General features: G+C 61.2%; 23 protein-coding genes. 6 read left to right on the top strand and 17 right to left on the bottom strand.

Annotated features, from left to right (window positions below; all coding sequences use genetic code 11):
- Positions 1-2 precede the first annotated feature (2 nt).
- On the top strand, positions 3-1,133 hold the full coding sequence (locus VUN82_14770; GenBank protein XAS70379.1) for an NAD(P)/FAD-dependent oxidoreductase: 1,131 nt from the start codon (positions 3-5) through the stop codon (positions 1,131-1,133).
- Between the two features lie 26 nt (positions 1,134-1,159).
- Here VUN82_14770 and VUN82_14765 read toward each other — a convergent pair whose 3' ends face one another.
- A complete protein-coding gene (locus tag VUN82_14765; protein XAS70378.1) occupies positions 1,160-1,585 on the bottom strand; it encodes a nuclear transport factor 2 family protein in 426 nt (141 codons plus the stop codon).
- Positions 1,586-1,684: 99 nt separating this feature from the next.
- Between VUN82_14765 and VUN82_14760 the strand changes: the two genes are divergently transcribed.
- On the top strand, positions 1,685-2,362 hold the full coding sequence (locus tag VUN82_14760; GenBank protein ID XAS70377.1) for a peptide deformylase: 678 nt from the start codon (positions 1,685-1,687) through the stop codon (positions 2,360-2,362).
- A 17-nt stretch (positions 2,363-2,379) separates the two neighbouring features.
- Here VUN82_14760 and VUN82_14755 read toward each other — a convergent pair whose 3' ends face one another.
- Positions 2,380-4,395, bottom strand: a complete 2,016-nt coding sequence (locus VUN82_14755; GenBank protein ID XAS70376.1) for a S9 family peptidase — start codon at positions 4,393-4,395, stop codon at positions 2,380-2,382.
- 69 nt (positions 4,396-4,464) lie between these two features.
- Here VUN82_14755 and VUN82_14750 point away from each other — a divergent pair, with 69 nt between their 5' ends.
- From VUN82_14750 to VUN82_14735, 4 genes are all read left to right on the top strand, one after another.
- On the top strand, positions 4,465-5,319 hold the full coding sequence (locus tag VUN82_14750; protein ID XAS70375.1) for a methyltransferase domain-containing protein: 855 nt from the start codon (positions 4,465-4,467) through the stop codon (positions 5,317-5,319).
- A gap of 83 nt (positions 5,320-5,402) precedes the next feature.
- Complete coding sequence (locus tag VUN82_14745) at positions 5,403-5,864, top strand: NfeD family protein (protein XAS70374.1); 462 nt, start codon at positions 5,403-5,405, stop codon at positions 5,862-5,864.
- A 96-nt stretch (positions 5,865-5,960) separates the two neighbouring features.
- Positions 5,961-6,956 (top strand): SPFH domain-containing protein, encoded by a 996-nt coding sequence (locus VUN82_14740; protein XAS70373.1) that lies wholly within the window; start codon positions 5,961-5,963, stop codon positions 6,954-6,956.
- A gap of 255 nt (positions 6,957-7,211) precedes the next feature.
- Positions 7,212-7,559, top strand: a complete 348-nt coding sequence (locus tag VUN82_14735) for an RNA polymerase-binding protein RbpA (GenBank protein ID XAS70372.1) — start codon at positions 7,212-7,214, stop codon at positions 7,557-7,559.
- A 71-nt stretch (positions 7,560-7,630) separates the two neighbouring features.
- Here VUN82_14735 and VUN82_14730 read toward each other — a convergent pair whose 3' ends face one another.
- The 15 genes from VUN82_14730 to arc form a co-directional block, all read right to left on the bottom strand.
- Positions 7,631-8,374: a polyprenol monophosphomannose synthase gene (locus VUN82_14730; protein XAS70371.1), complete on the bottom strand. Its 744-nt coding sequence runs from the start codon at positions 8,372-8,374 to the stop codon at positions 7,631-7,633.
- A gap of 418 nt (positions 8,375-8,792) precedes the next feature.
- Positions 8,793-10,454: an amidohydrolase family protein gene (locus VUN82_14725; GenBank protein XAS70370.1), complete on the bottom strand. Its 1,662-nt coding sequence runs from the start codon at positions 10,452-10,454 to the stop codon at positions 8,793-8,795.
- A 54-nt stretch (positions 10,455-10,508) separates the two neighbouring features.
- Positions 10,509-13,478, bottom strand: a complete 2,970-nt coding sequence (locus VUN82_14720; GenBank protein ID XAS70369.1) for a DEAD/DEAH box helicase — start codon at positions 13,476-13,478, stop codon at positions 10,509-10,511.
- A 24-nt stretch (positions 13,479-13,502) separates the two neighbouring features.
- Positions 13,503-14,297: a twin-arginine translocase subunit TatC gene (gene tatC, locus VUN82_14715; GenBank protein ID XAS74691.1), complete on the bottom strand. Its 795-nt coding sequence runs from the start codon at positions 14,295-14,297 to the stop codon at positions 13,503-13,505.
- Between the two features lie 48 nt (positions 14,298-14,345).
- The gene (tatA, locus tag VUN82_14710; protein XAS70368.1) at positions 14,346-14,624 is read right to left on the bottom strand and encodes a Sec-independent protein translocase subunit TatA; all 279 of its coding nucleotides are present in this window, start codon (positions 14,622-14,624) and stop codon (positions 14,346-14,348) included.
- Between the two features lie 35 nt (positions 14,625-14,659).
- Positions 14,660-15,010, bottom strand: coding sequence for a hypothetical protein (locus tag VUN82_14705; protein XAS70367.1), 351 nt, complete (start codon positions 15,008-15,010; stop codon positions 14,660-14,662).
- A 9-nt stretch (positions 15,011-15,019) separates the two neighbouring features.
- Entirely contained in the window at positions 15,020-17,059 is a 2,040-nt protein-coding gene (locus tag VUN82_14700; GenBank protein XAS70366.1) for a WYL domain-containing protein, read from the bottom strand.
- Positions 17,060-17,156: 97 nt separating this feature from the next.
- The gene (locus VUN82_14695) at positions 17,157-17,552 is read right to left on the bottom strand and encodes an FKBP-type peptidyl-prolyl cis-trans isomerase (protein XAS70365.1); all 396 of its coding nucleotides are present in this window, start codon (positions 17,550-17,552) and stop codon (positions 17,157-17,159) included.
- 70 nt (positions 17,553-17,622) lie between these two features.
- Positions 17,623-18,552, bottom strand: a complete 930-nt coding sequence (locus VUN82_14690) for an FKBP-type peptidyl-prolyl cis-trans isomerase (protein ID XAS70364.1) — start codon at positions 18,550-18,552, stop codon at positions 17,623-17,625.
- Between the two features lie 129 nt (positions 18,553-18,681).
- Positions 18,682-20,046, bottom strand: a complete 1,365-nt coding sequence (gene pafA / locus VUN82_14685; GenBank protein XAS70363.1) for a Pup--protein ligase — start codon at positions 20,044-20,046, stop codon at positions 18,682-18,684.
- 1 nt (position 20,047) lies between these two features.
- Positions 20,048-20,755 (bottom strand): proteasome subunit alpha, encoded by a 708-nt coding sequence (gene prcA / locus VUN82_14680; protein ID XAS70362.1) that lies wholly within the window; start codon positions 20,753-20,755, stop codon positions 20,048-20,050.
- Between the two features lies 1 nt (position 20,756).
- Positions 20,757-21,566, bottom strand: coding sequence for a proteasome subunit beta (gene prcB, locus VUN82_14675; GenBank protein ID XAS70361.1), 810 nt, complete (start codon positions 21,564-21,566; stop codon positions 20,757-20,759).
- Positions 21,567-21,646: 80 nt separating this feature from the next.
- Positions 21,647-21,850 (bottom strand): ubiquitin-like protein Pup, encoded by a 204-nt coding sequence (locus tag VUN82_14670; GenBank protein ID XAS70360.1) that lies wholly within the window; start codon positions 21,848-21,850, stop codon positions 21,647-21,649.
- A 116-nt stretch (positions 21,851-21,966) separates the two neighbouring features.
- Positions 21,967-23,640, bottom strand: coding sequence for a depupylase/deamidase Dop (dop, locus tag VUN82_14665; GenBank protein XAS70359.1), 1,674 nt, complete (start codon positions 23,638-23,640; stop codon positions 21,967-21,969).
- On the bottom strand, positions 23,637-25,448 hold the full coding sequence (arc, locus tag VUN82_14660; protein XAS70358.1) for a proteasome ATPase: 1,812 nt from the start codon (positions 25,446-25,448) through the stop codon (positions 23,637-23,639). The genes dop and arc overlap by 4 nt, the downstream gene beginning before the upstream one ends.
- Positions 25,449-25,462 lie beyond the last annotated feature (14 nt).

The raw sequence follows: 25,462 nt of genomic DNA, 5'->3' as shown, positions 1-25,462 counted from the left end.
ACGTGCTTGACGTCATCATCGTGGGTGCCGGTCCTGTCGGTTTGTTCATGGGCACTTTGTTGCTCAAACGAGGGCACCAGGTCCGAATCCTTGAACGCCGACTGAACAGGAGCCACCGTTCAAGGGCGATAGGGATTCACCCGCCGGCGCTTGGCGAACTGGAAAGGGCCGGTCTTTCCGAGCCGTTGTTGGCATCCGGCGTGCGGATCGAGCGGGGCATTGCCTACAGCAAAGGCAGGAAAATCGCCGAGTTGCCTTTTTCAGGGGACCCGCACTTTCCCTTCATCCTCGCGGTCCCGCAACCAGTGACGGAGCAGGCACTGGAGCAAGCAGTCCTTGCGTTGGACCCGGACGCGATCGTCCGCGGCGCGGACGTTCGCGATTTTGCCGACGACGGCGGCACTGTCAGCGTCCGAGCGGCCTCAGCTTCCGGGGAAGGCACCTTCACCAGCCGTCTTTTGGTGGCAGCTGACGGAGCCCACTCGCTGATACGAGAACGTCTTCTCCCCGACCTCCCGGCCCGTAACTATCCGGATAGTTATCTGATGGGCGACTTCACCGATGGGACAGGCCACGGAGACAACGCGGTCCTGTATCTGGAGCCGGAGGGCATCGTCGAGTCTTTCCCTTTGCCTGGAGAGGTTCGGCGATGGGTGGTACGGCTGGGAACCCCGGCCAAAGGCGCGACGGCGGCCAACCTGGCTGCCATGGTCCACGCCCGGACCGGGGCCGTGGTGGATGCGCACAGCAACACCATGCTGAGTGCATTTGATGTCCAATCCAGGCTTGCGGGGCGCATGATCCATGGCAGAACCGTGTTGTTGGGCGACGCCGCCCATGAGATCAGCCCCATTGGCGGCCAGGGAATGAATCTTGGATGGCTTGACGCTGCTGCCTTGGCACCTCTCATTGGTGCCTCCCTCAGGGGGCAGGGCGTCGGCCGCCAGCTTCAGCTGTTCGAGAAGGACCGACGCCGGGCAGCGGCTCGCGCCTCCTTGCAGGCGGGGTTGAACATGGCACTTGGAAGGCCTCTCCCTCCGGCGATCATGGCGGCCAGGAACTCGTTTTTTGCCCACGCCTTGGAATTGCCCGCTGTCTCAGCGCTGGTGGAGCGGCGCTTCACCATGCGCTAGCTCGTGGGTGTTCACTCAGCGCTCGTTCAGGAGCCCGCGGCTGTCTGTTCAGGGAGGGTGTAGTAGCAGTCGTAAGTGTCCTGGCTGACGATCAATCCATCCCGTAGTTCAAAGACAGCGGTGCTCCGCGCACGTATGGTTTCGCCAGCGTCCCAGTGCGGGAGGTCCAGCAGCAATGTGGCTGACCAGTTCATCTCCAGGACTACCCGGTTGCCTTCGCAGGTGGTCCGGACCACCTCAAAGCTCTGGTTCGCCACGATGTTCTTACTGTGATCCGCGCCGGTGAGAGTCTCCTGAAGAGTCCTGGTGGACCCGGTCTTGGATAGTGCATGCGGCCACTCCGTGAGGGTGAAGTCGTGGGCCAGGTACGGGCTGATCTCAGTGGCGCCGCCGCCGGACTCAACCGTCCTGATAAATCCGAGTACATGGTCCAGGGGGTTGCTTTCGCTCATTCGACGAGCCTAGCTGAACGCGGAGACCGAGGCCCGGCAAGGGCGAACCGTAGTGCAGGACGCAGGCGCGAGGCGGAGCCTTCGCGCTAGGCTCGAGTCATGACGCAGCAACCTCACTCCGAGGCGCCCAGCCCGGCCACTGATTTTAATCCCCTTCAGATCAGGGACGCAGTCCTGCGGCTACTTGAAACCGAGGAACTTCCGCCGATCGTTCAAGCCGGGCACCCCGTCCTCCGGCAACAGGCGGCGCCCTATGACGGCCAGCTTGATGGCGCTGAATTGGCGGCGTTCATTGAGAGGATGCGTGAGGTCATGCATGCGGCACCGGGGGTTGGACTGGCGGCTCCGCAGTTGGGCATTCCGTTGCAGTTGGCAGTCCTTGAGGACAAGTACGAGGTGGATCCGGAGTCGGCAACGGTCCGGCACAGGGAGCCAATGGAGTTCATGGTTGTGCTCAACCCGCAATATCGGCCCTTGGGCAATGAGACAGCGTCCTTCTACGAAGGGTGCCTGTCCATTAGCGGCTACCAAGCGGTGGTCACCAGGTATCGCAATGTGGAATTGAGCTACCTCACGCCAGAGGGGCGCCCCGTGGAGGAATGGTTCTCAGGATGGCAGGCACGCATTGTGCAGCACGAAACAGACCACCTGCAGGGAGTTCTCTACGTGGACAAAGCAGAAATGCGATCGCTTTCCAGCAACGCCGAACACTCCCTACGGTGGTCCAATCCGGACATTGAGGACGCGCGCCGGACCCTCGGCTTCCTGCACGGCTAGCCGCTCCTCTTTATGCATCATTCCGCCATATGGTTTGATGCCGTCGGCAGATGCCTGGCCCACCACGCAAGGACGTGTTCGAACCGTTGCTTTCGGTGGTGCGGAGTCCCCGAACGCGACAGTTCATGGTCTTCGCCCGGGAAGACGAGTAACGACGTCTCAATTCCCCTCTCTTTGAGGAGCGCATAGTACCGCTGCCCTTGTTCGAGAGGACACCGAAGGTCGTTTTCGCTGTGGATCACCAGGGTCGGTGTCACGACGGAGCCGCCTACGGCCAGGGGGCTCTGTGCCACAAGCTGACCGGGTGTGGCTCCAGCGTACTCGCCGCCAAAAAACCAGCCGATATCGGACGTACCCGCAAAGCTGACAGGGTCCAGGAATCCGCGTTCGACAATTGCCCCTTTGAAACGGTGGTCGTGTGCGATGGTCCACGCCGTAAGGTAACCGCCATAGGATCCACCCATGATGCCCACGCTGTCTGCGTCCAAGGTTGCGTGGGCGGACAGGGCAGCGTCCAGGAAGGCGAGCACGTCCTGCATGTCCACGGTTCCCATGCGCTCCTTGATGACCCGGCCATGTGATTGTCCGTAGCCTGACGAGCCCCGCGGATTGCACATCACTACTGCGTATCCCGCAGCTGCGTAGACTTGGGCTTCGTCCAAGAAGGCTCCCGTGTATTGGGAGAACGGACCCCCGTGGATGGTCAGCAGGACAGGGTGCGGTCCGGGGCCGTCGGGCAGCACCAACCAACCGTTCACGGGGTATCCGTCGTCGGCGGTTGCCTGCAAATCCAAGGGCTCGCTGACTCGTGAGTTATTCCGTAGTCCCGCCGAGAAGTCCGTCAGCAGACGCAGTTCACCACGCTCCAGGGAGGCGACGTCGCCGGCGGTAGACGCGTCCAGGAAGCTGACGGCAATTTCACCATTGGCAGCGACAGTGGCGCCGTTGACTACCCGGGCTCCATGGACGAGCGGTGTAATGCTTCCTTCTGCAGTGACATCGAGGAGCTCCACGCTGCCCAACGCTGTGTTCAGGACCAGGACGCTGTCTGGTCCGCTCGGTTCCAGCGGACCCGAGACGTCCAAATGCTCGACGTCGGTCAGGGCCACCGCATCTCCCCCGATGACAGGCATTGAGTAGAGAACGCTGTTGCGCGCGACAAAGTCACGTCCTGTGTCGCCCAGGTCCTGCGCGGTGAAGAACAGCGAGCGGCCATCGGTGGACGCCCGCACGACCGTGACGGTCTGCAGTTTTGGGTTGTGAGGGTTGACGAGCTGGGGTTCGCCGCCTGTTGCGTCCATCCGATACACCCACGTTACGAGGTCGTCATCATGCCCGTCGTGGAGGGCGGCTACGAAGTAGAGGAATCTGCCGTCGGCCGAGAAGCAGGGCGCCTCATGGTCTGATTCGCCGAACGTCATCTGCCTGGCATCGGGAACACCAGTTACCCTGGCGCCTGGCCGTTCGTGGGCGGCTCTGCCGCGGGGAATGACAACAGGCTCGCCACCCAATTCCGGCACGTCAACGACGAACAGTTGCTGGCGCTGGTCCAGGACGTAGCCCACGCCGTTCATCAGGTACTGGTTCACGGCGATAAGCCGGGCGTCTTCGCTGCCGGAAGTAACGCCGTCGACCGTTCCATAGCGGCCCGGTTCGGCAACACGGCTGGTGAAGACCACCCGATGGGAATCGGGAGCCCACGCAAACCCGTTGACCCCGGCGTGCTGATCCGTGACCTGTTGTGGTTCGCCCCCTGCCGACTCCACAACAAACAGTTGTGCTTTTCCCTCTGCGTCGCTCCGCAGGAAGGCCAAAACCAGTCCGTCAGGCGAGAAAGCCGGGGAAGTATCCCTGAACCCGCGGGTGATGCGTCGTGGGCGCTTGGTGGTGTCCAGCGGAACGTTCCACAATTGACCGACGTAAGCATCGGCGTCGAAATCGGGCCTGACGACGGATACCACCGCTTTGGTCCCGTCAGGATGGATGGCTGGGGCGGAGACGGAGTTCAACAAAGGCAGTTGCTCGGGTTTCACCTTGGTGAGCCTAGCCCCGCTGGCTTGGCGCCGGCACCAGACACTCCGGCCCACCGTAGGATTGAATCCATGTTGTCCGACGCCGTTGCCGCCCTCCGATGTCCCGTTTGTGAAGGGCGGTTTCAGCTCGTCGAAGATCCACAGCGGCGGCTCGTTTGCGATTCCGAGCATGTATTCGATGCCGCGAAGCAGGGTTACTTCAACCTGCTGACGGGCAAAGGCACAGTATTCGAAGCTGATTCGGCGGAGATGGTGGGAGCCCGCCAGCGATTCCTGGACAGCGGACATTACGCTGCGCTGGCCGATCGCGTCGCCAGTTTCGTAGCTCCATCGCTGCAGCGGCCCGGGGCCGTGGTTCTCGACGCCGGAACGGGCACCGGGCATTACCTCCACCGCGTCCTGGAAACCACTCCGGCCTCCGCGATAGGGCTGGACATCTCCAAATTCGCGCTGCGTCGCGCCGCGCGGCTCAACGGGGACGCTGCCAACCTCGTCTGGGACATTTGGCGTCCGCTACCCATTGCCGATGACGCGGTGGACGTCGTGCTGGTGGTGTTCGCCCCACGGAATCCGTCAGAGTTTGCCCGAGTACTGCGGCCTGGTGGACAACTGATTGTGGTGACGCCGCAGCCCGGACATTTAGCTGAAATCGCTGCCCGCACCGGAATGCTCAGCATTGAGGAAGGCAAGGCCGAGCGCTTGGCTGAGTCCTTGGGCGGCTATTTCCACGCTGGTTCAACGTACAACCTGGACGTGCCGCTCATCCTCACGGGCTCCGAGCTGGCCGACATCGCCTATATGGGGCCAGCCGGCCACCACATCAAGCCCGAAGAACTCGCACTTCTGGCCGATGAGCATGGGACCGTAGCAACCACCGCGAAGTTCCGAATCAGCCGCTTCACAGTGGGGGCTTCGGCTTCCTGACGAGGGACTCAGCGTCGGGCTAGGATGGAGGAACAGCGACTGTGATCCCGCCTGCGGCGGAATCCGGGACCAAGGGGGAATTGATGTTTGAATGGCTCGGCGAGAACTGGTGGGCGCTCTGGCTCACGGTCTTCCTCGCGTTCGCGGTGGTGGAGATGCTTACCCTCGACCTCTTCTTCATCATGCTCGGCGGCGGCGCACTGGCGGGATTGGTCGCGGACTTCGCCGGCGCCGATTTCTGGCTCCAGATCGTCATCTTCAGCGTGGTCTCCCTCTTGATGATCGCCTTCGTCCGGCCGGTCGCCCTGAAGCACCTGCATAAGGGACCAGCAGAACAGCGGACGAACATCGACCGCCTTATCGGTCAACCCGCCCTCGTCATCGAAGCCGTCACGGGCACCAGCGGACTGGTAAAGATCGGCGGCGACGTCTGGAGTGCGCGCAGCACCGCCGGAGTCCTCGACGCCGGTGCCACGGTTCAGGTCACCCGGATTGACGGCGCGACGGCGGTAGTTGCCTCGCCTGCGGAAAACAGCCCGCGCTGATTCGAACCGGAAAACCAGAATTCTGCGGATAACGGCTTGGCAGCCTGTCCGCAAATGGCCAAAGCAAGCCACGCAATTGGGGAATCAAGGAGACGCATGGACGGTTTAGGAGGAACAGCGGCAGCAGTTGTGCTGATTGTTCTCGTCATTTTTGTCATCATCGTGTTGGTCCGGTCGGTAAGGATCATCCCGCAAGCACGTGCCGGCGTCGTTGAACGCCTCGGTAAGTACCAACGCACGCTCAACCCCGGCCTCACCATCCTGATTCCGTTCGTCGACCGGCTCTTGCCGTTGCTTGACCTCCGTGAGCAGGTGGTGTCCTTCCCGCCGCAGCCAGTGATCACCGAGGACAACCTCGTGGTTTCGATCGATACCGTGGTCTACTTCCAGGTAACGGACCCCCGGGCGGCCACCTACGAAATCGCCAATTACATCCAGGCGGTAGAGCAGCTGACTACCACCACACTTCGTAACGTTGTGGGTGGCCTGAACCTCGAAGAGGCGTTAACCTCCCGTGACCAGATCAATGGCCAGCTGCGTGGAGTATTGGACGAGGCCACAGGCCGCTGGGGCATCCGCGTCTCGCGCGTGGAGCTGAAGGCTATTGATCCGCCCCACTCCATCCAGGACTCGATGGAAAAGCAGATGCGTGCAGAGCGCGACCGTCGAGCAGCCATCCTGACTGCTGAAGGAACCAAGCAGTCGCAAATCCTTACGGCAGAAGGCCAGCGCCAAGCGGCCATCCTTGCAGCTGAAGGTGATGCGAAGGCCGCCATCCTTCGGGCAGACGGTGAAGCCCAGGCCATCCAGAAGGTCTTTGATGCCATCCACAAAGGCAACCCCGACCAGAAGCTTTTGGCTTACCAGTACCTGCAGACGCTGCCCAAGATCGCGGAGGGGAGTTCCAACAAGCTGTGGATCATCCCGAGCGAAGTTGGCGAAGCCCTGAAGGGCATTGGCAGCGCGCTCGGAGGCGTCAACGGTGACTCCGATGCTGCTGGCCTGTTTGGCGGCAGCAACAAAGCTGCGGCTTCAGAACCGGCGGCTCCGGTGGAATCCACCACGGCGGCACAGACACGGCCCACAGAATAACTCTGTCGTCAGGCAGTTGAGCGGTCAGCCAGGCGGCTGGCCGCTCGCTGCGTTTGCACTGCTTTTGGGTACTCGCTATCCATGGGCGTATAATGGGATATTTGTCCGGCTGGTTCAGTGTGGATGGAACATTAAAGCTTGGCCAGGCGTTGCAATTAGTGATGCAAGGTGTGCAGAAGTAGTCCGTTGAGACCGTAATAACGGCTTACGGCTAGCGCGGGGTTCAGGCTCCGCGAACAGACAGAGGGAGTAATCATGAGCGATCGCAGCCTGCGGGGTATGCGTCTTGGCGCCCAAAGCATGGAAACCGAGTCCGGCGTTGAACCGGCACCGCGCCAGCGGGTTGAATACCGCTGCGAGGACGGCGAGCAGGTCTTCGTAACCTTCTCTGCGGAAGCCGAGATCCCCCCTGTTTGGGTTTCCAAGACTGGCAAGGAAGCCTTGCTCGTAGATGGCGAGCGTCCCGTGGATGCCAACGAGAAAGCCGTCCGTACCCACTGGGACATGCTCCTGGAACGCCGCAGCCTTCCGGAGCTGGAGCAGATCCTTGAGGATCGTTTGAACATCCTGCGTGAGCGCCGCGGAGAGCGTCGCTCAGCTTAGTCTTCAGACTCAAGCAAAAAGGCCGGACCGGTTCCTCGTGGGAACTGGTCCGGCCTTTTCTTGTGGAATTTTTACTTTGCGAGGGCAGGCTGTTTTCTGGTGAGCTTGGCCCACCGTGCTGCGATGCCCCATTTGGTGACGTTGATCATGGCTTCAACAACAATGTTGCCGCTCATCTTCGATGCACCGAGTTCCCGCTCAACGAAGGTGATGGGTCGCTCCTCAATACGCAGGCCGAGCTTGGCCACGCGCCAGGCAAGGTCAACCTGGAAGCCGTAGCCCACTGAATCCACGTCATCCAACTTGAGGGCTTCAAGTGTGCTGCGGCGGAAAGCACGATAACCGCCCGTGACGTCCTTGATTTTCAAACCAAGCATGAGGCGGGCGTACGTGCTGCCGATTCGGGAGATTGCTTGGCGGTAGAGAGGCCAGTTCACAACGCTGCCTCCCGGCACCCAGCGTGAGCCCATGGCAAGGTCCGCGCCCTCCTTGACGGCATCAAGAAGGAGGGGCAACTGCTCGGGCTTGTGGGAGCCGTCGGCGTCCATCTCGACCAGGACGTCATACCCTGCCGCGAGGCCCCATTTGAAGCCGGCGATGTAGGCTGCGCCGAGGCCTTCTTTGCCTTTGCGGTGCAGTACGTGCACTTGCTTGTCCTCGGCGGCTATGCCGTCGGCAAGCTGTCCCGTGCCGTCCGGGCTGTTGTCATCAACCACCAGGACGTCCGACTCAGGTACTGCTGTCCGCAGCCGACCCAATGTCTTGGGGAGCGATTCCAGCTCGTTGTAGGTAGGGATGATCGTCAGGACACGCAAGAAGAGGCCTTTCCTTGATGGAGCGGTCAGTGTGCCGGACCAGCCTTGGGGCTGGCATTCTGGCGCAACTCTCTATTATAGGACGATCGAGTGCACTACTAAAGGCAGCTGTGGCCATGGCCACACAGGGTTAAGTGCTGAGGGCAGGTCCATAGACCCAGGACCAGTGTTGTCCGGACAGTTATTTTGCCGGACGAACTGTTTTCTAGGACCCTATGGGCCTGCCCACTCGCGTACCGCCACCAGACCATTTTCTGGCCGCGACCAGATAATTACTCGCGGGAGAACCCGAAGCCCTAACGATCTGTTGAGGCTCAATGTTACGGACTTTACAAAAGCTGTCAACCAGGACTTGACCTGCGGGTTCGTGTATCGTCCCAGTTCAGGGGGCCCATTCGAAGCCAAGGAAATAGTGCCCTCAGACCCGGAGGGATTCGTGAGCGAAGAGCTCCTGGCCTTCCCTCACGGTCTGCAGGCATACAGGATCGCTGCCAGTATCCAGTGCCGGGAGCAAGGGGGTGCGGGCTCGGGGATCGGTGCTCCACGATTGCACACGGCTATCCGCTACTTGCACCATGAGTTCCTCAATTTCCCATACCGCGAAGCTTGCTGGCGCGCCAGGGACGAGTTGGCCCATGAGAGGGTTCCTGTGTTTGGTGGCCCGCCAGCCCGCCCTCGTATGGCCAAGGAAAGCCGCGCGGGCTGAAATGCGCTGGTCCGGGTTGCTGTGTTCCAGGCAAGCCCGGATGCTGGACCAAGGGCTGAGCGGTGTGACCGGGCTATCGCTGCCAAAGGTGATCGGAACTCCGCTGGCGTAGAAGGACGCAAACGTGTTCATTGCCTTGCTGCGGCCGCCGAGTCGTTGCTCGTAGAGTCGCCCGGGGCCTCCCCAGAGAGCGTCGAATGCCGGCTGCATGCTGACAGTCACGGAGTACTTGGCCAGCTTCTCGACGGCGGACTGGTCGGCGAGCTCAACGTGTTCAAAGCGGTGACCCGCCGCGCGGATCCGCTGCTCCCCCACCTCGTCAGCTGCTGCGTCCAATGCCTCAAGCGCAACATCAAGTCCTGCATCTCCGATGATGTGGAAACCGCCCTGGATGCCCAACAGCGAGCATGCAGCAAGGTGCTTGGCGACTTCATCCACTGAAAGATACACGTTGCCCCGTTGACCTGGCGCATCGGAATAGTCTTGCCTCAAGGCAGCTGTCCGCGAACCAATGGAACCATCGATGTTCAGATCTCCCGCCAAGCCCAGGACCTCGGGGCCCACGCTGTCCAGGATCCTGCGGGCATGATCTTCCGATGAAGCCAGCTCGCCCCAATACGGCAGCACCTGCGGTTTGCCGGCTTGCCTGTTCCAGGACATGGCCATGTGAAGATCTTCCGGCCCGCAAATGTGTGGGGCCGACATTTCAGCCAAGGCAACGTAGCCGTTGGAAGCCGCATAATGCAGGGCCTGTTCCTGATACCCACTCCGTTCGGCCTTACTGAGGCGCCGGGCCGCGAGGCGGGCGGCGGTGTGGGCTGTCCTGACTACGCGGCCGCTGTCCACCGTGAAGCCGTCCATGCCAGCAAGGCCTGCCGACGCCGCAAGGGAGGATGAAACGAGGGCGGAGTGAACGTCAATGCGGGAAAGGTAAACCTGCCTGCCGCCCGAGGCCTGTTCCAGCTCTTCAAGCGTTGGAAGGGTGGCATCCTGCCAGGTTGTTTCATCCCAGCCATGCCCAAAGACAGTCCCGGTACCGCCAGCGGCAGCAACGGCGTCCAGCAGTTCCCGGGAAGAACGCAAGCCCGTCAAGGACAGTCCAGCCAAAGCGAGGCCCGTCTCCGTCAAGTGCGCGTGGGAGTCAACAAAGCCCGGCGCCACGAGGGCTCCCCGAAGATCAATGATGTCCATGGTGGAATCAGCGATGGATGTTGCCGCTTGCTCGGAACCCACCCACGCGACCGTGTCACCGTCCACCACCATGGCGGTAGCGAACGGATCGGCAGCGGTATAGATCGAACCGTTCCGGTAAAGGGTCACTTTGCGAACGTTTTCGTGGGGGCCGTCGCCGGCGGACAGGCCTGGCTGGTTCATGCGGTGTGCTCCTCGAGCGTTGAAGAAGGTCTGGGTCTCGAAAACGGTTCCGGGTCAGGCGATGGTGGAGTAAGCCACGACGCCACGGCGGACCAGATCGATGGATTCACGGCAGATCCGCGTCAAGCGGGGATCCAGTTGTGGAATTTTGGCGAGTTGGTCCAGGAGGTCAACCACTTGCTTTGCCCAACGGACGAAGTCGCCCGCAGCAAGGTCCGTGCCGCTGAGCACGTCCTGAAGATGGCGGCCTTTGGCCCACTTGTACATGGGCCACATGAGGCCCAGCTCCGGTTCGCCGGTCAGTGGAAGCCTGTTCTGTTCCTCAGTGTCCTCAAGTTGCGACCATTCCCGGACGACGATGTCGACAGCCGTTTCCAGTGCAATCGAAGGCATCCTCGGGCGAAGGCCCCGGTCTTCACGCTTTGCCTGGTACACCAAGGTGCTGGCCAAGGAGGCCAGCTCGGCAGCATCGAGATCGTTGATGGCACCCCGCCTGATGGACTGCGAGATGAGCAGGTCCTTCTCACCGTAAATGCGCCGCAACCGCTGCCCATCCGTGCTGATGGTGACCTTGCCGGCGTCGTTGGTTTCGAGGTAGCCATAGGCGGACAGGACATCGCAGACGCGGTCGAAGGTCTTGGCAATCGTGTTGGTCCTGCTTTGGATCTGGCGAATCAGGCCGTCTGTCTCCTTGCGAAGTTTCCACCAACGCTCCCCCCAGCGGGCGTGATCTTCTCGTTCACTGCAGCCATGGCAAGGATGCGCCCTGAGCGCCCTGCGTAGTTCAGTGATCTTCTGTTCCTGGTCCGGGAGCCGGGATCCCAGTCCAAAGTCTTCATGCCTGCTGTTGCGACGCGACTTGGGCGCTTCGTCGCTGATGGCATGGCGCATGGAGGAGGCGAGGTCACGCCGCGATTTGGGGACCTTGGCATTGAAGGATTTCGGGATCCTGATCCGGGTCACAGGAGAGACCGGGGCATCGACGTCGTGAACGCCGATCCGGCGCAGTTGATTGTCCGAGGTGAGGACAGAAGGCCTCGGCTCGCGGGCATTGGCATCGGAATCAAGCACGACGGCGTAGCCCGCCAGCCTGCCGCTGGAGACGCTGATGACGTCCCCTGGAATGAGCCGTGTCAGTGAGTCCGCCACCCTGGACTTTCGCGCACGGTGGTAGTTCCGTTCAGCGAACTGTTCAGTATCACTGAGCTCCCGCCGGAGCCTGGCGTATTCGGTGAAGTCGCCCAGATGGCATTCCATGGATTTCGCGTATCCTGCCAAGGACTCCTCGCGGCCGCGGACCTGCCTGGCCAGCCCTACGACCGAGCGGTCTGCCTGGAACTGTGCGAAAGACGACTCGAGGATTTCCCGTGCCCGGACCCGTCCAAACTGGGCAATGAGGTTGATGCTCATGTTGTACGTGGGCCGGAAGCTGGAATTCAGCGGGTAGGTGCGCCGTGACGCCAAGCCGGCCACGGCAGCGGGATCTGTTCCCGGCTGCCACAGTACGACGGCATGGCCCTCGACGTCGATACCCCGGCGTCCAGCCCTCCCAGTGAGCTGTGTGTACTCCCCCGCCGTGATGTTGACGTGGGCTTCGCCATTGAACTTCTCAAGCTTTTCCAATACCACGCAACGCGCAGGCATGTTCACCCCGAGTGCCAACGTTTCGGTGGCAAAAACCGCCTTGACCAAGCCATCCGCAAACAGCTTCTCCACTACCTCCTTGAAGGTGGGAAGCATGCCTGCGTGATGAGCCGCGAAGCCCCGTATAAGGCCATCGCGCCAGCCCCAGAACCCCAAAACATCGAGATCGTCTGCAGGGATTTCGTGGCTTGCTTCATCCACCCGCTGGGCAATGATCTGTTGTTCGCGCTCAGTAGTGAGCCATAGTCCCGATGCTGCGCACTGGGCCACTGCAGCATCACAACCGGCCCGGGAAAAAATAAACGTAATGGCAGGCAGCAGGCCCTGACGGTTAAGGCTTTCAATAACCTGGGGGCGGCTTGCTTTCCGAACTGGACTGCGCTGTTCAGTGTTCTGCCGTTCATCCCGATAGCGGTCCTGCCGACGGCGGCTCCGGCCACCGTGGCCGAATCGGCCGTTGAAGTTCATCCGGCTCTCGGAACGGGCCATTGCCAGCAGATCCGGGTTCACTTCGAACTCGGGGCCTGTCACTGCCTGACGGACAGGAGGTGCCACGGAACTCTTTACGGCGATCTTCCGGGTTTCTGCCGGGAGGGTGGCCTCGTCCACGGCGTCGTCAGTATCGCTAAGATCCGGAACTTCTGTATCCGGTATCTGGGGAGCGATTTCATCAAAAGTGGTATCGCCGGCAAAAAGGTCGACGATCTCCCTGCCCACCATGACGTGCTGCCACAATGGCACGGGCCTGTGTTCGGACACGATGACATCAGTATCGCCCCGAACGGTATCCAGCCAGGCACCAAACTCTTCGGCGTTGGACACAGTGGCGCTCAGCGAAGCAACCTGCACTTCACTGGGCAAGTGAATGATGACTTCCTCCCAGACGGCTCCGCGGAAGCGGTCCGCGAGGTAGTGGACCTCGTCCATCACGACGAAGCCGAGGTCGCCGAGGGTCTCCGAGTCGGCGTACAGCATATTGCGGAGGACTTCGGTGGTCATGACCACAACGGGCGCCTCACCGTTGATGGTTGTATCCCCCGTCAGCAGGCCAACGTTCGCAGAGCCATACTTGGCGGCGAGCTCGGAGAATTTCTGGTTGCTCAGCGCCTTGATGGGTGTCGTGTAGAACGCTTTGAGGCCACGTTCCAAAGCCAGGTAGATGGCAAACTCGCCAACGATCGTCTTTCCCGCACCTGTGGGAGCCGCGACGAGGACGCCGCGGCCTTCCTGCAATGAGCGGCACGCCTCACGCTGGAAATCGTCCAATTCGAAGTCCAGCGTCAAGGCAAAGGCACCAAGATATGTCTTGGCCTCAGCTGCCCGGTGAGCTGCCGCCTGGTAGCGGTCTGATGGTGATGGAGACCCGGAAATGGAGGACATGCACCAAGCCTAATGGCCTGAGGTCTAGAGATTCTCCAGATCCGAGGCCGGGGTGGCAATATCTGCCGTGGCTTCGGTCTCAGCAGCGCGCTTGATGGCGCGGCGTTCCCGCCGCCGGTCGTTGAAGATGCAAACGCCGATGGCCGAGAAGAACAAAACCAGCAGCGGCCCGGCGAGGAGGAACATAGACAGGGCGTCAGCGCCGGGGGCTGCTACGGCCGCCAGAACGAAGACGAGAAAGACGGTGATCCGCCAGGCTTTCAAGATCGTCTTTCCTGAAACCAAGCCCGCCATGTTGATGCCAACCAGGACCACTGGCACGAGGAAGGCGAGCCCGAGGAACAAAATCATTCGAGTGACGAAGTCGATGTAGTCTCTCGCGTCGATAATGTTGGCCACGCCGGATGGCGTGAACTGCGTAAGGGCCCTGACAACCTGGGGTGTCACCAACCAGCCAACCCAGACTCCGGCCAAAAACAAAGGAACAGCTGCTGCCATGAAACCGAGGGTGTACTGGCGTTCCTTCTTCGTGAGTCCAGGCGTGATGAACGCCCACAACTGATAGATCCAGATGGGGCTGGAGATGACCAGACCAATCAGGATGGCTATCTGAAGCTTGAAGTCGAAAGGGGAAGCTATGCTGCTGAAGTTGATGGTTGCGATGGCGCCGGTATGGCCGGCGATCGAATCAACCGGGGACTTCAGAGCATCAATCACCGGGTCATACAAAAACCAGCCGGCAACAGCCGCGACTACTACACCTATCGCTGCTTTGATGAGGCGGTTCTTCAGCTCCTTAAGATGGTCAAGCAGTGCCATCCGGGCTTCAGGATTGGCTTTGCGCCCTTTCGTTGTTACCACTTCTTCTTAGACGCGGTTGGCTGGCGGAACGTCGGTTTCGCCGTTGTTCTTGGCCCTGGCGTCGGGGTGGTCCACAACCCGTCCCTCTACGGCGTCGGTTGTATCGGCAGAGTCTTTGGTGTCGGACTTGCCATCGTTCTTCATCTCCTTGACCTCGGACTTGATGATCCGCATTGACTGTCCAAGGCTCCGTGCCATCGCTGGCAACTTGGGGGCAGCGAACAGGAGAAGCGCAACGATGATGATGATGACGATCGGCCACGGCCCGTCAAATAGTCGTCCCATTGGGGAGGTCCTTTCCTTTTGGATACATCCTACGTCTATCTGAATTCAATGTCGTGCAGGGATTGGGGCTGACCCCGCTCTGCTTTGCGCTGAACGCGCTTCTGGCGACGAACTTCCTGGCGGAAGGCTTTGGCCGTCAGGTAATCATGACGCATCTGCTCCGGCGAGGCAAAAATTGCGGATCCGGGCTCCGGCCGGCGCTCGGGGGCCTCAACATCGGAGGTTTCTGCGTCAGGAGAGACATGGCTGAAACGTTTCCCGGCGTCTCCTAATTCGTGAACAGTGGCCATGAATTTCCTGAACAGCCGAAAACCAAGGGTCACATGAAGGAGCAACGACAGGGCTATGAGCGCGATCCACAACAGGATCCAAAACCACCAAGGCATCTGAGTAGTCTAGCCAGCCACGTTGTCCGACGAGGAAACTTCGCCGTATTGGGCAAGCGCCGCCGTGAGCCACGCTTGGACCTCCTGACGCAACTCCGCAGGGTCCAGCACCCGCACCGTCCCTCCATGTTGGGACACAAACATCGGTAACCACTCCACATTTCCAAAGCGCACCTCGGCGAGCAGCCCGCCGTCGGGCAATTCCGCAGTGCGTTCGGCATAGTAGTCGTCAGCCAGGCCAGCGCCCTGCCGGGTCAACTCAAGCACCACCAGGACGTCGTCATCACTGGGCGTGAAGAGCCTTGCCGGAAAGTCTGCATCAGCAGTCGCCGTCCCGGAGACAGGACGGCCATTGGGTTCCAGGGATTGCACACGGTCCAGCCGGAAATTCCGGAGTCCCGACTTGCTATGGCAGTAGGCCTCGAAGTACCAGGTATTGTCCATGGAGTAGAGCCGCAGGGGGTCCACGTCGCGCTCGGTCACTTCATCCCTTTGAGGGGAAAGGTAGCTCAGGCGCAGTTGTTGGCCGTCCCTGATGGCGTGCGTGATGGTGGCGAAGGCTTCCGATTGCTCGGGCGCCACCGACTGGCCTGCAACGGCACCGGCCAAGCGTCCGGCCTGTCCTGCGGCGCCGGTTAATTTGATGGTCACAGACTCCAGGGCACTGCCCGGTTCATCCTCGGACAAACCCGCAAGTGCGGGGAGATCGCCGAGCATCGACAACCCGGTCAGCAGCGCGGCGGCTTCGTCCTCGCTGAAGCGAACAGGACGGTTCAGGTCCAAATGCTCCGTGATGTACACATGGTCGTTTTCCCATTGGATGTCCAAGAGGTCGTCCGGGTAGCCTCCGGGCAGCCCGGAACAGATCAGGATTTTTAGATCGTCGATGAGCGCTTTGCGGGTGATGCCAAAGTGGTCGGCAACTTCCTGGACGTGCAAGCCCTGATGGTGGACGAGGAAGGGCACCAGTTGCAGCATGCGGGTGAGTTGGTCTTCGGACGTGCGCTTCCTTGATCGCTGCGCGCGCGCAGCTTCGGGGAATTCCACGGGGATGGCCGGAGACGCATTGAACTCCGCAGCGCTTTTGAGCCGGCGTACGACGGCGGCACGCAGCTCGGCAGGTTCAACCACTTTGACGTGGGGGCCATACGAGGCCAGCTCCTCGGCGAACTGCTCGGGATCCCGAAAGTCCACCACGAGCCTGTTCCGGCCGTCCGCCCCCTTCTCAGCCGGTTCCTTCCCGGCGCCGATGGAATCAGAACGTTTGCGCAGGGCGAGAAGTCGTCCGGCGTCTACGTCCATGACAGCCTGCTGCACGGGAAGTTCGTTGAGCGAATCCAGCTCCGCCCGGGCGTTGAAACCGGCAGGGGGCTCAAAGGAACTGCTTGGTATGACTGAGACGGCGGTGGTCATGCGTGACAACCTGAAAATCCTCTTGGCTTCCCTCCCCCGGTCAAACCCCACGAGGTACCACTGCCCGAACCGGCTCCCCAGGCCCCAAGGTTCTACCTCGCGCAATTCCTCACGCCCGGTGCTTCCGGCGAGGTACCCGAAGCGGACCGCATGCCGGCCGTGCATGGCTCCAACGACGTCGTCGAATGCTTGTCCGGCTGGCTTGATCCTCGGCTGGACACCGGCAGGCAGGTCGACGTCGGTAAATCCGCCTGCGGCCTGAAGCTTGCGGACAGCGTTGACTGCGGCGTTGCCGAGAGCAGCGCGTTCCCACAACTGGGCGGCAAGGAGGAGGACAGTGGATTCAGCGGGAGTCAGGCTGACATCAGGAAGCCTGTTGGAATCCTTGCCGATGCGGTAGCGGGTTGATGCGGGATCGTCGGACCCGAAACTGCGGGGGTCGGTGAGGGTCTCGATCTCAAAGCCGAACTGCTTCAGATCCACTTTGTCGCGCTCGAACATCCGCCCGAAGGCGACGTCGTTTTCAGCGGAGCCGTGATAGACCTTCTCCCGCAGGACAGAGCGCGGAAGGCCCACCCTGGTGTTGAGCAAGGCAAGCAGGAGATTCAGGAGTCGTTCAGTGCGGGATGCGGACACGCTTGCTACGTTACTAAAGACCTGGGCGAAAGCAGCAAGGCGCGTCACCGGCCCGGCAAAGCCGGAAGGTAACGCGCCTTGGCAGGAAGCTTGCGTCCTAGCGGACAGCCACGAGGTCAACGACGAAGATCAAGGCCTCGTTGGGCTTGATTGCTCCGCCGGCGCCACGGGATCCATACGCCAGTTCTGAAGGGATCTCCAGGCGGCGACGGCCGCCAACCTTCATACCCAGCAGGCCCTGGTCCCAACCCTGGATGACCTGGCCCACGCCAACACGGAAGTCCAGCGGAGCGCCGCGGCCCCAGGAAGCGTCGAATTCTTCGCCGGTAGACCAGGCGACGCCAACGTAGTGGGTGGAAACGGTATCGCCGGCCTTGGCCTCGGCGCCGGAACCTTCGATGAGGTCCGTGATGACTAGTTCGGTGGGAACATCGCCTTCCGGGAAGTCGATTTCCGGCTTGGTGCGGTCGAAGTCACGCTGACCAAATGACATGGTTGCTCCTTGCTTTGAGGTATGAGTGGTGTCAGGAACCAGCTTAGCCAGTCCCTGATCAGGTGGCTGCCTACTTGATGCCGAGGATGTCAACGACGAACACGAGATCGCCCTTGGCGTCACCCTGTCCGGCCGCGCCGTAAGCAAGGTCCTGCGGGATCACCAGAAGGACGCGGGAGCCAACAGTCTTGCCTTCCAGACCTTGGGTCCAGCCCTTGATGACACCGGAAAGTGCGAAGCTTGCTGTCTGCCCCCGGTCAAAGCTCGAATCGAACTTCTGGCCGCCCACGAGATTGACGCCCACGTAATTCACGGTGAGGGTGTCAGTGGCCTTAACGGCAGCGCCGGAGCCCTTGATGAGGTCCTGCGCGATGAGTTCCTTGGGAGCGGCTGCGCCGTCAACGGAGATCTGAGGGACGCCCTTGTCGTCTTCCTTCACCGTTGGGAGCCCAGCCGGAGGGGTGACTGTCTCGCCTTCCGGCTTCGACAGGACCGGAGCCGCTTCCTTAGCGGAAAGCAGCTTGAAAACCACCAACTGCGTCGAGCCGGCGGCCGCGCCCGCAGCGGCCGAGCCCGGCGCGGCGAACGCGATGTGGGAACCGATCTTGGCGCCAACAATGGCGTTGTAGATCAGCTCGTTGCCCTTCTTCAGCTCGTCATTCAGCTCAATGGGCTGGGGGCCATTCTTGTAGACGTCTTCAACGGTCTTGCCGTCATTGCCATCCACAGCGATGTATGCGAGCTCGGCAACCTGGCCGGCCTTGATACGCTCGCCGTTGCCTTCGCTGACTACCTTGATGGTAGGTTCAGCGACGGTCAGCGGCTTGGTGAAGTCCAGACCCGGGGCCTTATCATCGCCGTTGTCCGTCACTTTCACGGAATCGAGTTTGGAGACATCGCCGGATGACTGGCTGGTGGGCTCGGCGGCTGGCGTGCCCCCTCCCCCACACGCAGTGATGAGCAGCAGGGCAGGCAGAAGAATTGCTAGGAGTCGGCGCACAAAAAAGACACTTTCGTCGGGGCAAAGGACACTCGGAAAGGCGCATGGCAGATCCAAGGCAATGGCCTCTTGGAAAGAGGCCACAGTCCAGAATAGCGCGTGAAGCTGGGAGTCCGCTCAGAAAGGCGGTTAGCCCATGGAGTCCAGCAGCGCATCGACGCGGTCGTCAACGCTGCGGAAGGGGTCCTTGCACAGGATCGTCTGGTGTGCGCGGTCGTTGAGCTTCAGGTGTACCCAATCCACCGTGTAATCGCGTCCAAGCTCCTGCGCCCTTCGGACGAAATCTCCCCGCAGTTTGGCCCTGGTTGTCTGTGGGGGCGTGTCCACGGCGTCCTTCACTTCGGTTTCCGGGACCAAACGCCGCGCGGCATCCCGTGATTGCAGCAGGAAGAAGAGGCCGCGCTGCCGGGAAATGTCGTGGTAGGTGAGATCCAATTGAGCGATGCGTGGCGAGTCCAGGCTGAGATCGTGTCGGCGCATGTAACCGTCCATCAGCTTCTTCTTGATCGCCCAGTCCACCTCGGTGTCAATCGTGCTGGTATCGCCACTTTCAATCGCATCCAGGGTCCGCTCCCACAGGTCCAGAATAAGCGGCACGTGGGCATTGTGTGCGCCGTTTGCGGCCACGAACTCTGTGACCTTTGCCAGGTACTCCCGCTGGATATCGAGCGCCGAAAGTTGCCTGCCGTTTGCTAAGCGGACCAAGGCGCTGCCCGTGAGGTCGTGCGAAATTTCCCGGATGCTCCGGATCGGGTTTTCCATTCGCATGTCCCGCATGATCACCCCTGCCTCGATCATGCGCAGGATGAGGTCCACCGTGCCCACTTTGAGGAGTGCCGAGGTTTCGGACATGTTGGAATCACCCACGATCACATGGAGCCGGCGATAGAACTCGGCGTCGGCATGCGGCTCGTCACGGGTGTTGATAATGGGGCGTGACCTGGTGGTGGCAGAGGACACGCCTTCCCAGATGTGGTCCGCCCGCTGCGAAAAGGCGAAAGTTGCACCATGGGGCGTCTTCAGGACTTTGCCGGCCCCCGCGATGAGCTGACGAGTCACCAGGAACGGGATGAGGATTTCAGCCAGCCTGGAGAACTCACCGCGGCGGGGTATGAGGTAATTTTCGTGGCTGCCGTAGGAGTTTCCGGCGGAGTCGGTGTTGTTCTTGAAGAGGTACACCGTGCCGTTGAAACCCTCTGCAGCGAGGCGGGCCTGGGCCTCATCGACGAGGTCGTCCAGGATGAGCTCGCCGGCGCGGTCGTGTGCGATGAGCTGCGCGAGGTCGTCACATTCCGCGGTGGCGTATTCCGGGTGTGAACCAACGTCCAGGTAAAGGCGTGAACCGTTGGTCAGGAAGACGTTGGAGGACCTGCCCCAGCTCACCACCTTGCGGAACAAGTAGCGGGCCACTTCTTCGGGGGCCAAAGGACGGGAGTCGGGGCTGGAATAGGAAATTCCAAACTCCGTCTCGATGCCGAATATGCGCTTGTCCATCTCAAGCCTCCTCTGTGAGCAGCTGTGTCATGTCCTCGGGAAGCAGACGCCGGAAAGCCCGGCGGGAACCCCTGTGACTCTCCGAAGCGCGGTCCAGGACTGCGGCTTCGACGGCGGTCGCCGGGAGGGCATCGGCTTCCTTGTCTGTCGCCAAAGCGCGCAAAGCCAATCTCATCGCCCCGGCAAAACCAAGCTCAGGCTCCCAAGCCCCGCTCACGACGTCGGAAATCTGATCGGCAAGTCCGCCCATCACCACGAAGCCGTTCTCATCGGCAATCGAACCGTCAAAGGTGAGCCGGTACAGGTGGTCCTGCTCCTGGGTCGGGGCGACTTCCGCCACGGCCAGTTCCACTTCGAAGGGCTTTTGTTCTGCGGTGAACACGGCTCCGAGGCTCTGCGCGTAGACGCTGGCCAATCCCCGGGCTGTCACGTCTTCGCGGTCGTACGAGTAGCCACGGACGTCCGCGTACCGTACCCCGGCCTGCCTCAGGCTTTCGAACTCGTTGTACTTGCCTACTGCCGCGAAGGCGATTTTGTCGTAGATCTCGCCGATTTTGTGCAGCGAAGGTGACGGGTTCTCAGCAATCAAAGCGATGCCATCAGCGCAACTGATCACCACTACGGAACGTCCGCGCGCAATGCCCTTCCGCGCGAAGTCCGCACGGTCCTTCATCAGCTGTTCAGGCGAGACATAGAACTGCTGCGTCATGTCAGGCCTCCCGTCCGGCGATGGCACGGGATTCGACGATGGTGCCGGCTATCGCCGCCAGGTCCCGTTCAGGTACCCGGCGATTACCGGCACGGTTCACGGTGTAAACCACCGGCCACAGCTGGCGGACGGGGTCGGGGCCGCCCGTTGCGGAGTCGTCGTCCGCGGCGTCATAGAGGGCCTCAACCGCGACGGCCACGGCTTGTTCTTCCGAGAGGTTTGGCTTCCACAGCTTTTTCAGGGCTCCACGCGCAAAAACTGAACCGGAACCCACTGAGTGGTGTTCCTGTTCTTCGTAGCGTCCACCGGTTACGTCGTAGGAGAAAAGCCGTCCGGTGCCCGATACCTGGTCGAAACCGGCAAACAAGGGAATGACGGCCATTCCCTGCATTGCCATGGGCAGGTTGCCGCGAATCATCGCACCCAATCGGTTGGCCTTGCCTACGAGGCTAAGGAGCGTACCCTCAATCTTTTCGTAGTGCTCCAGTTCCACCTGGAAGAGCCGCGTAATATCGATCGCCAAGCCAGCGGTACCGGCGATGCCCAGCACCGAATACTGGTCCGCGGGAAAGACCTTCTCAATGTGACGGCTGGCGATCACGTTTCCCATGGTTGCCCGCCGGTCTCCGGCCATCAGCACCCCGCCAGCGTATGTCAAGGCGACGATAGTGGTTGCATGCGGCGAGGACGGTACGGTGCCGGCCGGCAACGTTTGGTTGAAGGGAAGGAGTTCGGGACGCGAGCGTTGAAGGTGCTCCGTGAATGAAGACGTTGCCTGGGTGGCCAGGGGGCCGGTTGATGGGTCCTGCATTGCTGCACTCCTTCGACTCTGCATTCCGATGCCCGGCGGCCTCGCGCCGGCCGGGCAGTACATAATTTGTCCGGGTCCGCTTACTGGCCGCCCTTTTGGACGAAGGCCCTGACGAACTCTTCAGCGTTGGATTCCAGGACGCCATCGATTTCGTCAAGGAGATCGTCCACACCCTGGGTCGCGTCCGAGGCCTGGGCTTCGGGTGCTGCCGGCGGGGCCTCCGGGACATCCACTTCAGTCTCGGTGTCCCGTGACTGCGGTTGCTGCTGCTCCTGAGCTGCCATTTCTTTCTCCCTACTGTCAGTCCCCGTTTGTGGAGACTTCCTACTGCCATATTGCCACGCTGTGGGCTGCTCCGCCCGGCTTTGCGAGGGCACCATTTTTCCGGTGGCTGAATGCCTCAGTCCTTGGGCGGCGGCGGCTTTTGGCCCAGCAATTCGGCCAGGAACGAGCCCGCTTCCTGATGCCGGTCAAAGAGGGCGCCCGTCAGCGCCTTGGTTCCCCGCAGTGGTTCGCGGGTGGGTACACGCTGCAGTTTCCCAAGTCCCGGAACGTCGAAAATGACCGAGTCCCAACTGGCGCCGACAACATCTTTGCCGAAGCTTGAAACGCACCGTCCGCGGAAGTACGCCCGCGTGTCCGACGGCGGTTCACTCACGGCCCTGGCGACGTCGGCGTCGTCGACGATCCGGATCATCCTGTCCCTGGACAGCATCCTGTAGTAAAGACCCTTTTCGGGCCGGATATCGGACCACTGGAGATCGACCAACCCGAGCCTGGCATCGTCCCAACCAAGGCCGTCGCGGTTCCGGTACCCCTCAAGGAGGGACTTCTTGGCTACCCACTCCACCGATGAGGCAGCAGCAGCGGGGTTGCTGCCCAGCAGTGACAGGGTGGATTCCCAGCGCTCAAGGACGCCGTGCGTGTGCCCGTCGCCAGTGACGGAATCTGCAACTCCGGTCTCTTGCGCCAGCTTTGCGGCGGCCTCGTAGTACATCCACTGGATGTCCAGGGCGGTCACCCTTCGCCCGTCCAGCAGTCTTACCGTGGTGGTCAGGGTTGTGTCATGGCTGATGGCCTGCAGCGCCTGAACCGGTTCGTGGACCTCGATCCGGGGCGCTTGGCCAGCCTCAATGAGACTGAGAACCATGGCCGTGGTGCCGAACTTCAGGTAGTTGGAAACCTGGCTGAGGTTCGCATCGCCGATAATGACGTGGAGACGCCGGTATTTATCCGCCGTCGCATGGGGCTCGTCGCGGGTGTTGATGATGGGGCGTCGGATAGTGGTCTCAAGGCCCACCTCAGCCTCGAAGAAGTCTGCCCGTTGGCTGATCTGGTAGCCGGCAGTGGAACTGTCCTGCCCGATCCCCACACGTCCGGCTCCGCAAATCACCTGCCGGGACACGAAGAATGGTGTGAGCCCCCGGATAATGTCGGAAAAGGGAACTGAACGGGGCATGAGGTAGTTCTCGTGCGAGCCATAGGACACTGACTTGTTGTCAGTGTTGTTCTTGTAGAGATTGATCGGCGGAAGGCTGGTGTCTGCCGCCACTTTCCTCACGGTGGCAAGTGCGACGAGATCACCGGCGGCATCCCAGGCCACCGCATCCCGTGGGTTGGTGACTTCGGGGCTTGAGTATTCGGGGTGTGCGTGGTCCACGTAAAGGCGCGCGCCGTTCCCGAGGACCATGTTCATCAGGAGCGATCCGGACTCGTCCTGGCCGTCCAGCTCCAGTTCCTGGCGGCCATACGCCAACGCGACTGCCTCGGCGTCGAGCACTGGCGGCTGGTCAGTTAACTGGCTGGGATCGGCCGACGCCCGGTCAACGGTCCAGCCGCGGGCATCGTGTAAAGGTTCTTCGTCCGTGTAGTCCCAGCGGGTTTCCGCTCCCCCGGCGGCACGTTGGCGCGTGACCGTGGCATAGGCCTGGATGATCCGGGCGGACATCATCGTGGCGTTCGCCCCAGGCGCCGACGGCGCATGGATTCCGTACTCGGTTTCGGAACCCATGACGCGCATGGCGCCGCCCGCAGGCAACCTTTCCCCGGGCACACCCTCGGTTTTGGCCGTCACAGGTACTGACCTGTGTTGGCCGTGGTCTCGATCGACTTGCCGGGTTCTTGGCCGGCCTTCCCTTGCACGATCGTGCGGATGTACGTGATCCGTTCACCCTTCTTCCCTGAGATCCTTGCCCAGTCGTCAGGGTTTGTGGTGTTTGGCATATCCTCGTGTTCCCGGAATTCATCCACCACTGCACGCAGCAGGTGGTCAATCCTCAGGCCCTTCTGATGGTTTGTCAGCAGGTCTTTAATGGCGTACTTCTTAGCCCTGTCCACGACGTTCTGAACCACGGCGCCTGAGTTGAAATCCTTGAAGTACAGCATTTCCGTATCACCGTTGGCGTACGTGACTTCAAGGTATTCGTTCGACTTCTCGGTGGAGTACATTGCCTCCACGGTTCGCTGGATCATGGCGTCGACAGTAGCTTGGACGTCCCCGCCGTACTCCGCCAGATCCTGTGCATGGAAGGGGAGATCGGTGGTGATGTACTTGCCAAAGATGTCTGCAGCGGCTTCGGCGTCGGGTCGCTGGATCTTGACCTTTACGTCAAGGCGGCCCGGCCGGAGGATCGCTGGATCGATCATGTCCTCGCGGTTTGAGGCACCAATGACGATTACGTTGTCCAATCGCTCCACGCCATCAATCTCGCTGAGCAGCTGCGGGACGATGGTGGTTTCGACATCGGAAGACACGCCAGTTCCTCGGGTGCGGAACAGCGAATCCATTTCATCGAAGAAAACCACCACGGGGCTGCCATCGGACGCTTTTTCCCGGGCACGGGAGAAGATCAGCCGGATGTGCCGCTCGGTTTCGCCGACATACTTATCCAGGAGCTCAGGACCCTTGATATTGAGGAAGTAGCTCTTAAGGTCGGTGTTGCCTGCGCGCTCGGCGGCACGGGCTGCCAGGGAATTGGCCACAGCCTTGGCGATGAGGGTCTTGCCGCAACCTGGCGGACCGTAGAGAAGGATGCCCTTGGGCGCCTTGAGCCCGTGTTCCCGGTAAAGGTCCGGATGCAGGAACGGGAGTTCAACGGCATCGCGGATCTGTTCGATCTGCGGACCAAGGCCGCCGATGTCCTGATAGGTGATGTCCGGAACTTCTTCCAGGACAAGGTTCTCCACCTCAGCGCGCGGAACTTTCTCCAGCGCGTAGCCGGTGCGCGAATCCAGTGACAGTGCGTCTCCTACCTTCAGGTGCACGCTTTGCAGCCCTCCGGAAAGGCGGACTACGCGTTCTTCGTCGGCCCGGCCAACTACCAACGCGCGGTCCTTGCCCAGCATCTCCTTGAGCGTAACGAGTTCACCCGCCCGTTCGTAGCCGAGTCCGGCAACCACCAGCAGGGCCTCATTCAAGAGGACTTCCTGGCCAACGGCGAGTTGGTTGACATTTACCAGCGGGCTGATGCCTACACGCATCTTGCGGCCTGCATTGAAAATGTCAACGGATTCCTCCGTGGCCGCCTGGCCGGAACTTCCCGGGCCCGGCTGCCTGCGGGGGTTGATCTGTACCACTGTTCCGAAGCTGTAGGGCGGCTGCCCTTCCTGCTCCAAAGCACCCTTCAAACGGAGGATCTCGCTCTTCGCCGTTTCAAGCATGCTGACGAGCTTGCTGTTGTTCTGGGTGGCGGCGGCAAGCTGGCGGTCGATGTGGCGAAGCTTGTCCCGAAGGATGTTGATCTGGCGTTCGGCCACGGTCAATTCACTGGATGGGTCGGGCGGCTGGATGGCGGCAAGCCTCCGGTTTGCTGCCTCTTCAGCAGCGGCGTTAGCTTCCTCCGGTGTCGGCCGTCCAATGTCGTTGTTGTTCGACGTATCCACGATTCATCAGCCCC

The organism is Micrococcaceae bacterium Sec5.1 (genome assembly GCA_039636795.1).
Classification (GTDB): domain Bacteria; phylum Actinomycetota; class Actinomycetes; order Actinomycetales; family Micrococcaceae; genus Arthrobacter.
The sequence above is the reverse complement of the archived record's forward strand: the minus strand, read 5'-3'. Positions and strand labels throughout refer to the sequence as shown.

Excerpts from the sequence above, each read along its gene's own strand:
- VUN82_14670 (XAS70360.1), bottom strand. The coding sequence starts at position 21,850 with ATGGCAGCTCAGGAGCAGCAGCAACCGCAGTCACGGGACACCGAGACT.
- VUN82_14735 (XAS70372.1), top strand. The coding sequence starts at position 7,212 with ATGAGCGATCGCAGCCTGCGGGGTATGCGTCTTGGCGCCCAAAGCATG.
- prcB (XAS70361.1), bottom strand. The coding sequence starts at position 21,566 with ATGCAGGACCCATCAACCGGCCCCCTGGCCACCCAGGCAACGTCTTCA.
- VUN82_14740 (XAS70373.1), top strand. The coding sequence starts at position 5,961 with ATGGACGGTTTAGGAGGAACAGCGGCAGCAGTTGTGCTGATTGTTCTC.
- VUN82_14760 (XAS70377.1), top strand. The coding sequence starts at position 1,685 with ATGACGCAGCAACCTCACTCCGAGGCGCCCAGCCCGGCCACTGATTTT.
- pafA (XAS70363.1), bottom strand. The coding sequence starts at position 20,046 with ATGGACAAGCGCATATTCGGCATCGAGACGGAGTTTGGAATTTCCTAT.
- VUN82_14695 (XAS70365.1), bottom strand. The coding sequence starts at position 17,552 with ATGTCATTTGGTCAGCGTGACTTCGACCGCACCAAGCCGGAAATCGAC.
- VUN82_14745 (XAS70374.1), top strand. The coding sequence starts at position 5,403 with ATGTTTGAATGGCTCGGCGAGAACTGGTGGGCGCTCTGGCTCACGGTC.
- VUN82_14720 (XAS70369.1), bottom strand. The coding sequence starts at position 13,478 with ATGTCCTCCATTTCCGGGTCTCCATCACCATCAGACCGCTACCAGGCG.
- VUN82_14765 (XAS70378.1), bottom strand. The coding sequence starts at position 1,585 with ATGAGCGAAAGCAACCCCCTGGACCATGTACTCGGATTTATCAGGACG.
- prcA (XAS70362.1), bottom strand. The coding sequence starts at position 20,755 with ATGACGCAGCAGTTCTATGTCTCGCCTGAACAGCTGATGAAGGACCGT.
- tatC (XAS74691.1), bottom strand. The coding sequence starts at position 14,297 with ATGGCACTGCTTGACCATCTTAAGGAGCTGAAGAACCGCCTCATCAAA.
- VUN82_14750 (XAS70375.1), top strand. The coding sequence starts at position 4,465 with ATGTTGTCCGACGCCGTTGCCGCCCTCCGATGTCCCGTTTGTGAAGGG.
- VUN82_14725 (XAS70370.1), bottom strand. The coding sequence starts at position 10,454 with ATGAACCAGCCAGGCCTGTCCGCCGGCGACGGCCCCCACGAAAACGTT.
- tatA (XAS70368.1), bottom strand. The coding sequence starts at position 14,624 with ATGGGACGACTATTTGACGGGCCGTGGCCGATCGTCATCATCATCATC.
- VUN82_14705 (XAS70367.1), bottom strand. The coding sequence starts at position 15,010 with ATGCCTTGGTGGTTTTGGATCCTGTTGTGGATCGCGCTCATAGCCCTG.